Here is a 13,233-nt window from a genome sequence, read left to right as displayed (position 1 = left end):
GGACGGATGAGCGAGCAGGAGCGGGACCGAGAGCGGGAGCGGGACCGGAACCGGGAGCGGGAACGGGACCGGGAGCGGCTGCGGGCGGCGGTCGAGGCGCGCGTGCTGGCGGACTGGGGGTTCGAGCTGCCGGACTCGCTGTTCCGGTTCCACGACTTCATCGGGTCGCTCGACCCCGTCGAGGCGTCGGCCTTCGCGGACCTGGAGCTGTGGCCGTACGGCGTGATGGACCTCTTCGACGCCCCCGCCGCGCAAGCCCGCGACGGCGTCGACATCCGCGCGCACGGCCGTTACTACCGCGACCCGCCCGAGTTCCTGACCTTCCTGCACGGCGGCACCGACGGCCTGCACTACGGCCTCTGGTACGACGACGGCCGCACCTGCGCGGGCGTCGGCTCGTACTACAACAACGACGACGGCGGCGGCATCGACCGCACCTGCCGCACCCCGCTGGAGGCGGTCCGCGTCACGCTCGAACGCCACTGGTACGACCTGCACGAGGACACCGGCCGGGAGCCGGAGGAGGTCGCGGAGCGCGCGCCGGGGATGGTCCGACTCCGGTCGAAAATCGGCGAGTTCGAGACCGGGGACCGTACCGCGACCGGCGCGGACTACGTACGCGCCCACACGTACGGCTACCGGCGCCCGCCGGTCGAGCCCGGCCGGATCACCACGCTCGACGGCGGCGGCGCCCTCGCGGCGGGCGAGACCGCACTCGGCCGCCCGCCGCACAACGGCGCGGACGAGCACGCCTTCGGCACGCACATGGCCGCGGTCTTCGCGGACCCCGGCGAGCTGGCGGCGGCCGTCGCCGAGGCGCGGCGGCGCCTCGCGGCCGGTGACCCGACGGAGGCGCTGGTCCTCGGCCGCGACCTGCACTGGGCCTCGGTCGGCGACGCGACCCGCGAGGGTCACGCCCATGAGCTGCTGGCCGCGGCCTACCGTGCCCTGGACCGGCCCGCGTTGGCCGCCGTCGCCGACGCGCACCACCGGCACCGGGACCTGCCGCGCGTGGACGTGCTGGAACCCAAGTCCTAGGGCCCAAGTCCTAGAGCCCGTCCGGTGGATCAGCGGGCCATGGGCGTCAGGCGGGCAGCTCCACGACGTCCGCGACCACGCAACTGACGTTGTCCGGACCGCCGTTGCGGTTGGCGAGGGCCACGAGCGCGCGGACCGCGTCGTCGGGGTCCGGGGTCGTCGCGAGCGTGGCGTGTACGTCGTCGGCCGGGACGACGGCGGACAGCCCGTCGGAGCAGAGGAGATAGCGGTCGCCGGGGCGGGCGTCCTGGAGCCGGATGTCGGCGCCCGCGCTCCCGTCGGTGGCCGGGCCCGTACCGGACAACGCCCGCGCCAGCAGGGACCGTTGGGGGTGGGACTCGGCCTCGGCCGGGCTGAGGCGGCCCTCGTCCACCATCGACTGGACCATCGTGTGGTCGTGGGTGATCTGGAAGAAGCCGCCGTCGCGCAGCAGATACGCGCGGGAGTCGCCGATGTGGACGAGGGCGAGCTGGGAGCCGGTCCAGAGCATCGCGGTGAGGGTGGTGCCGACGTGTCCCGGCTCGCGCTCGGCGGCGGCGACGCCGCGGACGGCCCGCCCGGCCTGCTCGACGGCGTCCTCCAGGGCGTTCAGCAGCTCACCGGCGGGGACGGTGTTCGCGCCCGCGTCGAGGCGTTTCAGTACGTCGACGGCCGCGGCGCCCGCGGGGGCGCCGCCGGTCCCGAAGCCGTCGGCGACGGCGAGCAGGCGGGAGCCCGCGTAGGCGGTGTCCTGGTTGCTCTCGCGGACGAGCCCGGTGTCGGACAGGGCGGCGTAACGGATGCCGAGCGGTGCGGTGGCGGCTGACATGGCGGGGTCCTTCCAGGACAGGTAGTCGATGAGGAAGGCGGCCAGGTCCCGCCGGGCGGCGGTGTCGGCCTCGACGCGGGTCCAGTACGCGCGGACCGACAGGGCCGCGTCCCGGCCCTCCTGGGCGCAGACCTCCTGGATTCCGGCCAGCGGCATCCCGAGGCGGCGCAGCCACGCCACCAGGCGGGCCTTCTCCAGTTGCTCCGTTGCGTACCAGCGGTAGCCGGTCGCCGGGTCCACGCGGGCGGGGGAGAGCAGGCCCAGCTCGTCGTAGAGCCGCAGCGCCCGCTGCGACAGCCTGGCCGCCTTCGAGAAGGCCCCGATGCCCATCAGGCCGGGTCCCGTGTCCCGCTCCATGCCCGCGCTCCTCCGTCCCTCCTCGCGCCGGGCCTCCGTCCGGCGCGCGTCCGATGCTGGGGTCTTCCCCGACGTGAGAGTCAAGCAGTGTCCGCGGCCTTCCGCCTCTCCCGCCGTCCGCGCCCTCACCTGCGCGGATTTACGGTTCGCTCTACGAACTAATATGGTTCGTAAAGCGAACGAGATGTCGAGGCGTGCGGGGAGTGGTGAACATGGCGGGTGCGGGTGCGGGTGCGGGTTCCGGCGTCGGTGGTGGTGCTGGTGCGGGTACGGAGGGCGCGGCGCGTGCGGCGGGTGCGGTGCGGACGGTCGCGGTCGTCGGCGGGGGGTACGGGGGCGCCGCCGTCGCCAAGGCGCTGGACCAGGACACGGACGTCGTCCTGATCGAGCCGAAGGACGCCTTCGTGCACGCGGCGGGCGCGCTGCGCGCCCTGGTCAGGCCCGACTGGGCGGCGAACATGTTCTTCCCGTACGACCGGCTGCTGGCGCGCGGCCGGGTGGTCCGCGAGCGCGCGGCCTCGGTGGACCCCGGCGGCGTCACACTGGCCTCCGGCGCCCGCGTCGACGCCGACTTCCTCGTCCTGGCCACCGGCTCCGACTACGCCTTCCCGGCGAAGACCGAGACCGACTCCACGGCCGAGGCGCTGCGCAGGCTGCGCGTCGGTCACGACGAACTGGCGCTGTCCGAGCGGGTGTTGATTGTCGGCGCGGGCCCCGTCGGGCTCGAACTCGCCGGTGAGATCAGGGCCGTGTGGCCGGACAAGCACATCGTCGTCCTCGACCCGGCCGAGCGGTTGCTGTCCGGTTTCATGCCGGAGCTTCGGGACGACCTGCTGCGCCAACTGGACGCGCTGGACGTCGAATTGCGCCTCGGTACGACCCTGGCCGCGCAGCCGCCGACCGAGCCGGGGCAGGCGAAGACGTTCACGGTCGCCACGTCCTCCGGTGACCAGGTCACCGCCGACATCTGGTTCCGCTGCTACGGCGTACGCGTCAACAGCCACTACCTCGCCGACGGCCGCCTCACCGCCCGTACGCCCAAGGGGCAGGTCCGCGTGACCGACACGCTCAACGTCCATGGCAACGGCGGGACGTACGACCGCGTCCACGACCACGTCTACGCGCTCGGCGACCTCACCGACCTCGCCGAGGCCAAGATGGCGGGGTACGCCATGAAGCACGCCGCCGTCGTCGCCGAGAACATCCTCGCCCAGGTGCGCGGCGAACGGCCCTCGGCCGTCTACCGGCCCTCGCCCGTACCGTCCGTGCTGCTGCCGCTCGGGCCCGGCGGGGGTGTCGGCCAGACCCTGTCCGACGACCGGCCGACCCCCGTACCCGTGCTCCTGCCGGCCGAGCGGGTGGCCGCGTACAAGGGGCGGGATCTGCTCGTGGGGCGGTTCGCGGCGCTTTTCGGCACGGGCTGAGCCTTCGGGTACGGGACGTGGCGCGTGCTCAGTGCGCGACGGGGCCCTCGTCCAGTTCGAGGAAGACGGCGGGCACCTTGTTGTCGCGGACCACGCGGCTGAGCAGACCCGCGAGCGTGACCCGTTCCGCCTCGGTCAGGCCGGACGGCAACTCCTCGACGCGGCGGCAGGTGTCGGCGTAGAACGCGTCGACCAGCGACCGCCCTTCGGCGGTGAGCGCGACCCGTACCGCGCGGCCGTCGCTCGGATCGGCCTCCCGCCGTACCAGCCCGCGCTGCGCGCAGCGGTCCACAAGACCGGTCAGGCTCGACTTCGCCAGCCCCAGGATGCTGCCCAACTCGCCCATCCCCAGGGGCTGTCCCATCAGCCCGCACAGCAACTGCCCCTGCTGCGGCGTCAGTCCGTACCCCCGGCCCGCCTCCGCGTACACGGCGTTCACCAGGAAGGAGGAGCGCACCAATGCGGTGACGACTCCCATGTGCTCGCCCGCGTCCTTCCCCATACCGCCAGCCTACGGGATAGGGGCGATCGGGTGGTGGTTCGTGACGCGAACTATGGAAGGGGTGGGAGGGGGAGGAGGGGAAATAGGGAACGCGGTGCGTTCCCGTTCGGACCCGTCCTTTCCCGTGCGTTCCCGTTCGGACCCGGCCGGATTGCCGCCGGGGCGCGGGCGTCGGACGATCGAGACCGGCGGTCCGTCCGGCGAGGGAGTGATGCGATGAGCGCGCGGCGGCTGGCCGACCTCGACCGCCCCGAGCGGCGCCGGGCGATGGCCGCGAGTGTGGTCCGCTGCGTGCTGTCCACGGCGGCGATCCTGGTCCTGTACTACTTCCTGCCGCTCAACGGCGGCCGTCCCGACGCCGCCGCCCTGATCCGGCTCGGCATCGGCGCCGTCGTCTTCGTCGCGGTCATGCTCCTCGAACTCCGCCGCATCCTCCACGCCGATCTTCCTCAGCTCCGCGCCGTGGAGACCCTCGTCGTCACCTTCGCCTTCTTCCTCGCGCTCTTCGCCAGCGCCTACGTCTCCCTCTCCCACCTCTCACCCGGCAGCTTCACCGAGCCGGTCGACCGCACCGCCGGGCTCTACTTCGCCATCGTCACCCTCGGCACCGTCGGCTATGGCGACATCGCCCCCACCAGCGATTTCGCCCGCATTCTCGTCAGCGTCCAGGTCCTCATCGACCTCGTCTTCCTCGCCTTTCTGCTCCGCCTGGTCATCGACCTCACCCGCCTCACCCTCCACCGCGACCAGCCCCCCTGACGGGGGTCCCGCCCCCTCCCGGCCCGGCCCCCGCTTTCCCGCCCCCCGGGTCCGGCAGGGCTTGCCCGCGCCGTTCCCCGCGCCCCTGCGGTGGCCCGCTGGGCCTCGCCGGTCGGGGTGGTGCCGGTGGTTTCCCGGCCGCCGGTCCGGTGGGGGTTACTCGCGCCGTTCCCCGCGCCCCTTCGGGGCACGACCCGCCGTGCGAACGGCGCCACCGCCGTGGCTGTCCGCGCCGTTCCCCGCGCCCCTGCGGGGTTCGGCCTCGTGCGGGGTGGGTGGGTCGAGGTTTTTAGGGGCGCGGGGCTGTGTCTTATTGGCGGCTGGCGCCGCGTGGGCGCGACGAGGCACGACGGGGCTGAGTGGCGCCACGGGCCCCGGGGAGGGGTCAGGCTTCGGCGAGGGCGGTGGTGAGGACGGCGTGGGAGGGGCGGTCGAAGGCCATGAGGCGTACGTGTTCGACGCGAGTCGACGCGTGGGTGAGGACGGCGACGGCGATGCGAGCCGCCTGGTCGGCGGGGAAGCCGAAGATGCCGGTCGAGATGGCGGGGAAGGCGAGGGTGGAGACGCCGAGGGTGTCGGCCACTTCGAGGCAGCGGCGATAGCAGGAGGCGAGGACGTCGGCCTCGCCGGAGGCGCCGCCCTTCCATACGGGACCGACGGTGTGGATGACGTGCCGGATCGGGGGGTCGAGGTCGAACCCGGGGGTGGCGACGGCGTCCCCCCGCGCGCAGGGCGCCACGGCGGCGCCGGCCTCGGCGAGACGGGGGCCGGCGGCCCAGTGGATGGCGCCGTCGACTCCGCCACCGCCCTGGAGGGACTCGTTGGCGGCGTTGACGATGGCGTCGACGGACTGTTTGGTGATGTCGCCCTGGACGACCTCGATGTGGACCATGCGCTGATGATGGCGGGGGAAGGCGGGTCGGGGCGCGTCGAATTCGGTCAGGGGGTCCGCAGGGCGGCGGCCAGGTCGCGCAGGTGGCTGTCGACGGGGCCGAGGCTCAGGAGTCCGCTGGCGGCGCCGGCCAGCTCACCTGCGGCGGGCAGCAGTTCGGCGTGGGCACGCCGCTTGGCTGGCGGGGAGTCGAGTGCGAGGGCGGCGCGGGCGGTGAGGGTCCACATGGCTTCGTAGAGGAGGTCGTGCGGGGGCGCGGGGGCACCCCGGAGGGCGGCGGCGGCCTCGGGGCGGCGGTCCTCGGCGAGCAGGAGGAGGGGGCGGACCCACGGGACGTACGGGCCCCAGTCGGCGTCGGTCCGCGCGAGGACGAGCAGGTCGCGGCCGTGCCGGAGCCGCAGGCACAGAAGGGCGAGGGGGAGGAGCCCGCGCTCCAGCCCCGGCATCCCGGCGCCCGTCAGCTCGGCGGCGGCATCCCCGTACGCGGCCTCGGCCGCCTCGAAGGTCCCGGTCTCCGCGAGCCGCAGCGCCCCGTACCACCGGGTGAACACCCCGACGAGCGGCAGCTCATGACGCTCCGCCAGCCGGTCGGCGGCGGCGGCGTGCTCGTCCGCCGCCCCGAAGTCACCCCGTGCGCAGGCCGCTTGGAGCCGGATGAGCCGGCCGAGCACCTCGGACGTGAACAGGCCGTGCCGCGCGGAGAGTTCGACCAGCTCCGCGCCGATCGCATCGCGTTCCGGCGCCAGACCCGCCCGCTGAAACGTCTGCATGAAGGTCGCGTTGAGCGCGAACGCCAGCAGCACCGGATCGTCCAGCCGCCGCGCCGCCTCCTGCGCCAACCGCGCCGCCTGCGCCCCGCGCCCGCCCCCGCCCCGGCCGCCAGCGCCCCCGCCGCCGACGTCCCCGCCCCGCGTCTCCAGCGCGATCGTCGCCAACAGCCGTGCGCGCAGGGCCTCTTCGGCGGGGCCCGGCGGCAGGGCCGTGAGGGTGCGTTCGGCGGCGGCCACCACCTGGGCGGCTTGGGCGGGGTCGTCGAGGCGGGTCCAGACGGCGGGGACGTCGTAGGCGCCGATGACGCGGGCGCAGAGGTGGGGGTCGCCGAGTTCTTCGGCGGCGGAGACGGCGGCGAGGCGGTGGCGGCGGGCGGACCGGAGCCCGTCGCCACCGGTGACGGCGAGGCCGCGCAGGAGGGTGACGGTGGATTCCAGGCGGGCGCGGGCGCCGGTGGGGACGGTGCGGTCGTAGGCGGCGGTGGCCTCGGCCCAGACGCGTTCGGCGCCGCCCGCGCCGGGGTCGAGGCGGTCGTCGTCCTGCCGGAGGATGTCGGCTTCGAGGGCGCGCAGGCCGGGCCCGGGGTCGACGCCGAGCTGTTCGACCAGGAGGGCGCGGGCGCGGCGCAGCACGGCCAGGGCGTCGCCCTGGCGGCCCGAACGGTAGAGGGCGAGGGCCAGCAGGCGCCAGGCGTCCTCGCGCCAGGGGTGCTCCGCCGCGTGGGCGTCGAGGTCGGCGGCGGCCTCGGCGGCCAGGCCGAGGGAGAGGCGGGCCTCGGCCCGGCGTTCCACGGCGTGCAGCCGCAGTTCGGCCAGGCGCGAGCGTTCGGCGCGGGCCCACGGCTGGTCGGCGAACTCGGCGTACGCGGGCCCGCGCCACCACCCCAACGCCCGCTGGAGCAGGGCGAGTACGTCCTTCGGCGGCAGCCCGGCGGCCTCGGTCACGGCCTGCTCGAAGCGCCACGCGTCCACCGTGTCGGGCGCGGCGCGCAGCGCGTACCCGGGGCCCTCGGTGACCAGCAGCCGGGCGGGCGCGCGCGGTGGCCGGTCGGGTTCGAGGGTGCGGCGCAGGGCCGCGACGAAGGTACGGAGGGTGCCGACGGGGTCGGCGGGCGGTGCGGGGGAGTGGCCGGGACCCGCGCCGTTGTTCCCCGGCCGCTCCGGCCACAGGTCCTCGACCAGCCGGGCGACCGGTACGACGCGGCGGCGGGCGATGACCAGGCGGGCCAGTACGGCCCGGTGCCGTGGCCCCCTCAGCGCGAGGGCCGCACCGCGTACCGCCTCGTCCGGGCCGTCCCCGCTCTCGGCCCAGGCCGCCACCGGCCCCAGCACGCCGAACGCCACCCGCACCGCGTACCGCCTCTCCGGGAGTTCCCCCAGGTCACGGTAGCGCGCTCATCGGCTGCTCATCCGCCGCCCACACGCTGGAAGCACGAGCCCGTTGACGCGCCAGGCCCGCGTACGACCCGGACCGCGTACGCGCACAGACCGCGTATACGCCCGGACCGCGTACGCGCACGGCCCGCGTACGGACCAGGACCGCCTACGGACCAGGCCCGCGTACGCGCCCGGCCCGCCTACGGACCAGGCCCGCGTACGCGCCCGGCTCGCGTACGACCGACCGGCACCGCCGCGTACGGGGCACGGCCCGCGTACGTCCACCCACCGAAAGGGGCACCCCATGCCACCCGCCATCCCCGGCTTCGACCTCCGCCGCGTCCCCGCGGCCGACGGCGTCAGCCTCACCGCCGCCGTCGGCGGCTCCGGGCCGCCCGTCGTCCTGCTGCACGGCTTTCCGCAGACCCACCTGATGTGGCGGCACGTGGCCGTCGACCTCGCTGCCGACCACACCGTGATCTGCCCCGACCTGCGGGGCTACGGCGCGAGCGACAAGCCGGCCGAGGCCGACGACACGGCCGGCCCCGCCGGGACGGCACCAGCCGTCTACGCCAAGCGCACCATGGCCGCCGACATCGTGGCCGTGGCCGCCGCCCTCGGGCACGACCGCTTCGCGCTCGCGGGCCACGACCGCGGCGCCCTGGTCGCCTTCCGCGCCGCCCTCGACCACCCCGGAACGGTCACGCACCTCGCTTGCCTCGACGTTCTGCCCACCCTCGACATGTGGGAGGCCATGCACGGCACCACGGCCGCCGTCGGCTTCCACCTCTACCTGATGGCGCAGCCGCCCGGGCTGCCCGAGCGGATGATCGCCGCCGACCCCGATCTCTTCTTCGGCCACTTCCTGGACCTGTGGGTCCGGGCTCCCGAGGCCGTCCCGGCCGACGTGCGCGCCGTCTACCTGGCCGCCTGCCGGGCCGCGATCCCCTCGATCGTCGCTGACTACCGGGCCTCGGCCGGTATCGACGTCACCCACGACGCGGCCGACCGCGCCGCAGGCAACCGGCTGCGTATGCCCGTCGCCGTCCTCCAGCAGGACTGGGGCGCGGCGCTCGGGTTCGACGCCGCCGCGCTGTGGTCCGCGTGGGCCCCCGACCTCCGGCACACCACGGTCGACACCGGCCACTTCATGGCGGAGGAGTCCCCGGCGACGGTCGTCACGGCCCTCCGCGACCTCCTCGCCCGCTGATCCGGAGGCCCGCCCGCCGGAACACGACGCGGTCGGGGACGCGTGGCGGCCCGTGGCGGCCCGGCGGTGGCGGCCCGGCGGGACCCGTGCCCGTCGGGGGTGCGGTGCCGCCGGTTTTCGGCTCCGGCGACGGTCAGACGGTGAAGATCCGTTCGGCCTGGTCGCGGTGGGTGTGCAGGTCCCCGTACACGGGGGAGATCTGGTCCGCGGTCGCGGGTCGGCGACCCGCGGGCGTACCTCGTACGGGTCGTCACGCGGCAGTCGCTCGACCGGCTGCGCACGCTGGCGCGCCGCCGCGAGGAGTACGTCGGCGAGTGGCTGCCGGAGCCGCTGCTGACGGCCCCCGACGTCGCCGAGGACGTCGAAGTCGCCGACAGCGTCTCGATGGCGCTGCTCACCGTCCTCGAAACGCTCGGGCCGACCGAGCGGGCGGTCTTCGTGCCGCGCGAGGTCTTCGGGACGCCGTACGGGGAGATCGCCGAGGCGGTCGGGAAGTCCGTGGCCGCGGTACGCCGGATCGTCCGGCGCGCCCGCGACCACGTGGCGGCCCGGCGGCCACGGGTCGAGGTCGGCCGCTCGGAGCGGCAGGCCGTCGTGGAACGCTTCCTCGCCCGCCCTGCGCACCGGCCGGGTCCAGGACCTGCTCGACGTCATGGCCCCCGACGTCGTCTTCGTCGCCGACGCCGACGACGGTGGCCTCGCCCCCGCCTCCCGCGTCCCCGCCTCCCGCGTCCCCGTGCACGGGGACGCCCGCGTCGAAGTCGACGGCCGCGTCGCCGCCGCCACCTTCGGCGTCCGCGACGGCCGCGTCACCCACATCCACACGGTGGCCAACCCCGAGAAACTCACCCGCCTCGGCGCCGTCCCGACCCGCCTCGCCCGCTGAGGCGGGTCGGAACGGCGCCGGTGCGTCAGCCCACCGGCTGGTAGTGCTGGAGGTAGAGGAAGATCGACTTCCAGCCGCTGCCGACGTTGAGGACGTGGAGCCGGCCGCCGGAGGGCCCGAGGTCGAGGGCGGTGATGCCCTCGACCTCGTCGTCGGGCTGGACGTCCTGGGTGAAGGCGCGGGTGACGGTGCCGGTGGCGGGGTCGATGGCGTAGACGGCCTTGTCGCCGTCGCCGTCCACGGAGGCGTAGAGGGAGCCGTCGAGCATGGTGGCGCCCTGGATGCGGCTGAGGGGGCGGGAGAGGCGGACGGTGGTGGCGACGGGGAGTTCGGCTCCGGCGGGGAGCGAGAGGAGGTCGCTGAGGCGGTAGCCGACGAGTTCGTCGGTGCCCTGGGCGCTGTCCTGGTTCCAGGGGGCGGTCCAGACGAGGCCGGTGGCCGGGTCGACGGCCACCCACGGGACGCCGCCGGGCAGCAGCGCGAGGGGCAGGCGTACGTAACGGCCCGTCCAGCTCAGGTCGTTGGCGGAGTACAGGGCGAGCAGCGGATTCCGGTAGCCGTTGCCGTCCTCGATCGGGGCGACGACGTAGCCCCCGTACACGTCGATGTCCCCGATGTGGTCGGAACCGTAGGCGCCGCTCAACGCACCAGGAATGGCAAGGGCGTTGGAGGCCGTCTCGTGGTTCCCCTCGACCGTCGCCTTGTCGAGGCTGTACGTGCCCGAGTAGTAGAAGTACGTGCCGTCGGTGGCGATGCCCTGCCCGCGCTCCAGGGCGGTGATGCCCGTCCAGGTGGAGTACGCGGGAAGGCGCTGCCAGGTCGTCGCGTACGCCGCCTGCGGCAGCAGCGCCAGGGTGGCCGCGACGGCCACCGTGCTTCCCGCTCGCCAGATCTTCATCAGCCCGAACCTCCATGTCGACCGCTGACAAGGCCAGTTGGCCATCGGCGGCATCCATTGGAGCAGCGGGGCGGCGGACAAGCCCACCGGTGGCGGGTGAACTCTGGCCGAAGGGCAGTCGAGGGCAAGGGCCTTGACTGGCAAGGGCCTTGACTGGCAAGGGCCTTGACGGGCAAGGGTGTTGGCGCCTCGACTGTCCGCCCGGTCACCGCACCGCCCGCTGCCCACGCGCCGCACGGCCCGCACCGCGGCCGATCCGGTGCCGGTCCACGGCGGGGCGTACCGGCGGATGGTCGTACGGACGAACGTCCCGGATCAGGCGCTGGCCACGGTCGTACTCACGCGCGCCGCGCCGCCCACACCGTGCGCTCGGTCCGCACGGTCAGGTCGTCGCGGCGCGCGATGCTGTCCGGGCCCTCGGCGTCGAGGAGCCGGTCGAGCGCGGCGAGGTCTTCCGGCGCCAGGGTCTCGGCGATGCCGCCGCGCATACGGGTCAGGCTGGTGAGCGCGTACCGGCCGACGGCCTCGGCGTGGGGCGGGCCGATGTTCACGGTCACGACGCGCTCGCCCACGACGGTCAGGCCCGCGGCGCTCAGCATGGGCCCCCAGTCGGCGCCGCGGTGCGGCACGTGCTCGGCGTGGTGGTGGTCGAGCGCGGCGTGGCAGCGCTCTTCGAGCCCCGGGCGCTCCGCGGGCGCGTCCTCGGGCAGGAAACGCGGGAAGCCCGCCAACTCGACGACAGCGAAGAGCCCGCCGGGCGCGAGCATGTCGCGGACCTGGCGCACCGTGCGCTCCGGGTCCGCCATGTGGTGCAGGGAGGCCGACGCCCAGACCAGGTCGGGCGTGCCGAGGTCGGGCCACCGCGTGTCGAGGTCCGCCTGGACCGTACGGACGCGCCCGGCGACCCCGGCCGCCTCCGCGTTGCGGCGCAGGCGGTGCAGGTGGTCGGCCGAGGTGTCGACCGCGATGACCTCGGCCTCGGGGAAGCGCCGGAGCAGGGCGAGGGTCCCGGCTCCGGTGCCGCAGCCGAGGTCCACGATGTGGCGGGGGGCGGCTTCGACGGGCAGCCACGCGGTGATCGAGGCGGTGTGCTCGGCGAGGACTTCCGCGTCGAGGTCGAGGATGTCCGCCTGGCTGTCGGCCTCGGCGTCGTGGTGTGAGGCGCTGGCCTTTGGGGTGCCGTGATCGTGGTCATGCGGGGCGTGACCGTGGGCGTCGTGGGCGTCGTGGGTCGCGTGGGGGGCTGCGTGAGTCATGGCGCCCACCGTATGAGGGCCGTGGGCGGGCGGCCCGGTCGCTTTCGGGAACGGCAAGATGGTGGGCGTCCGGGCTGCCGACGGCGCAAGTCGCGCGCCCTGGCCCGCGCGATTCGCGGGCTCCGGCCTGCGCGGGCCTCGACGTACCCGAGTCGCGGGCTCCGACGTACCCGATTCGCCGAACGGGCTCAGACCCCGTCCCCCTCGCCGCCGCTCTTCTCGTCGCCGCGCTGGTGCCCGCGCCGCGCGTCACGGTCGAAGATGCCCAGCAGCTCGCAGGGCCCGCCCTCCGCGCCGATGGCGTGCGGCAGCATCGTCGGGAATTCGGCCGACTGGTTGGTCTCCACGCGGAAGCGCCGATTGCCCAGGAGCAGCACGGCCGTGCCCGACAGGACGACGAGCCATTCGCGCCCGGGGTGGGCGCGCAGCCGGGAGGGGCTGTCCGGCGGCGGATTCGTCAGGCGCTGCCGTACGACCGTCATACCCGGGTCGGCCTTCACGGCCCAGCGCATCGTCTGGTGCGCGGAGTCGATCATCGGACTGGAGATGACGTCCTCCGTGGCCGTCTCGACGAGCTGGTCGAGCGTGGTGTCCATGGCGCGCGCGAGGGTCACGAGCTGGTCCAGCGCGAGGCGGCGCTGACCGTTCTCGATCCGGCTGAGCGTGGAGGGGCTGAGCCGGGCGCGGCCGGCCAGTTCGTCCAGCGACCAGCCCTGCGCCACCCGCAGCGCGCGAATCCGCTTGCGCACCAGGCTGTCGAGATCTTCATCGTCTTGCGTCATAGGCAACATGTTATGCCTCGCGCGCAAAGTCCGCTTAGCGTGGTCGTACCGGGCCCCGGACGGGGCTCCCGCTCATCGCAAGGGCGCAAGCCGACGCGTAGAGAGCCGACACGTATAGAGAGGTACGCCCATGCCCGCGACGCTTCCCGCGCACGTGAAAGATCCGGCCGATCCGGCCGGTGTGACCGATCCCGCCGATGGGGCCGACGCCTTCGCCCCGACCCTCGACGCCGTGGTGATTGGCGGCGGCGCCGCCGGGCTCAACGGCGCCCTC

11 protein-coding genes and 1 pseudogene are annotated in these 13,233 nt (G+C 74.6%); 5 read left to right on the top strand and 7 right to left on the bottom strand.

What is annotated here, in order from left to right:
• Positions 1-6: 6 nt before the first annotated feature.
• Positions 7-1,038 (top strand): ADP-ribosylation family protein, encoded by a 1,032-nt coding sequence (locus ACIO6U_RS32120; RefSeq protein ID WP_401724455.1) that lies wholly within the window; start codon positions 7-9, stop codon positions 1,036-1,038.
• 46 nt (positions 1,039-1,084) lie between these two features.
• Here ACIO6U_RS32120 and ACIO6U_RS32115 read toward each other — a convergent pair whose 3' ends face one another.
• Entirely contained in the window at positions 1,085-2,203 is a 1,119-nt protein-coding gene (locus ACIO6U_RS32115) for a MerR family transcriptional regulator (RefSeq protein ID WP_401724452.1), read from the bottom strand.
• A 212-nt stretch (positions 2,204-2,415) separates the two neighbouring features.
• Between ACIO6U_RS32115 and ACIO6U_RS32110 the strand changes: the two genes are divergently transcribed.
• Positions 2,416-3,627, top strand: a complete 1,212-nt coding sequence (locus ACIO6U_RS32110) for an FAD-dependent oxidoreductase (RefSeq protein WP_401724450.1) — start codon at positions 2,416-2,418, stop codon at positions 3,625-3,627.
• A 28-nt stretch (positions 3,628-3,655) separates the two neighbouring features.
• Here the strand turns inward: ACIO6U_RS32110 and ACIO6U_RS32105 are convergent, their stop codons facing one another.
• Positions 3,656-4,105: a MarR family winged helix-turn-helix transcriptional regulator gene (locus ACIO6U_RS32105; RefSeq protein ID WP_401724570.1), complete on the bottom strand. Its 450-nt coding sequence runs from the start codon at positions 4,103-4,105 to the stop codon at positions 3,656-3,658.
• Between the two features lie 240 nt (positions 4,106-4,345).
• On the opposite strand from ACIO6U_RS32105, the gene ACIO6U_RS32100 reads away from it, so the two are divergent.
• Complete coding sequence (locus tag ACIO6U_RS32100; RefSeq protein WP_355341990.1) at positions 4,346-4,888, top strand: ion channel; 543 nt, start codon at positions 4,346-4,348, stop codon at positions 4,886-4,888.
• 385 nt (positions 4,889-5,273) lie between these two features.
• Here the strand turns inward: ACIO6U_RS32100 and ACIO6U_RS32095 are convergent, their stop codons facing one another.
• Positions 5,274-5,780, bottom strand: coding sequence for an O-acetyl-ADP-ribose deacetylase (locus tag ACIO6U_RS32095; protein WP_401724446.1), 507 nt, complete (start codon positions 5,778-5,780; stop codon positions 5,274-5,276).
• 47 nt (positions 5,781-5,827) lie between these two features.
• Complete coding sequence (locus tag ACIO6U_RS32090; protein ID WP_401724443.1) at positions 5,828-7,900, bottom strand: BTAD domain-containing putative transcriptional regulator; 2,073 nt, start codon at positions 7,898-7,900, stop codon at positions 5,828-5,830.
• Positions 7,901-8,231: 331 nt separating this feature from the next.
• On the opposite strand from ACIO6U_RS32090, the gene ACIO6U_RS32085 reads away from it, so the two are divergent.
• Positions 8,232-9,137: an alpha/beta fold hydrolase gene (locus ACIO6U_RS32085; protein WP_401724440.1), complete on the top strand. Its 906-nt coding sequence runs from the start codon at positions 8,232-8,234 to the stop codon at positions 9,135-9,137.
• A gap of 207 nt (positions 9,138-9,344) precedes the next feature.
• Positions 9,345-10,023: pseudogene (locus tag ACIO6U_RS32080) on the top strand (sigma-70 family RNA polymerase sigma factor); the annotation flags it as partial.
• 25 nt (positions 10,024-10,048) lie between these two features.
• Here the strand turns inward: ACIO6U_RS32080 and ACIO6U_RS32075 are convergent.
• The 3 genes from ACIO6U_RS32075 to ACIO6U_RS32065 all read right to left on the bottom strand — a co-directional run bounded on the left by ACIO6U_RS32075 (position 10,049) and on the right by ACIO6U_RS32065 (position 12,968).
• Complete coding sequence (locus ACIO6U_RS32075) at positions 10,049-10,921, bottom strand: hypothetical protein (RefSeq protein WP_401724437.1); 873 nt, start codon at positions 10,919-10,921, stop codon at positions 10,049-10,051.
• 338 nt (positions 10,922-11,259) lie between these two features.
• A complete protein-coding gene (locus tag ACIO6U_RS32070) occupies positions 11,260-12,177 on the bottom strand; it encodes a class I SAM-dependent methyltransferase (RefSeq protein WP_401724435.1) in 918 nt (305 codons plus the stop codon).
• Positions 12,178-12,365: 188 nt separating this feature from the next.
• Entirely contained in the window at positions 12,366-12,968 is a 603-nt protein-coding gene (locus ACIO6U_RS32065; RefSeq protein WP_401313763.1) for a helix-turn-helix domain-containing protein, read from the bottom strand.
• Positions 12,969-13,233: the final 265 nt, after the last annotated feature.

It is taken from the genome of Streptomyces sp. NPDC087422, from assembly GCF_044744145.1.
Classification (GTDB): domain Bacteria; phylum Actinomycetota; class Actinomycetes; order Streptomycetales; family Streptomycetaceae; genus Actinacidiphila.
The sequence above is the reverse complement of the archived record's forward strand: the minus strand, read 5'-3'. Positions and strand labels throughout refer to the sequence as shown.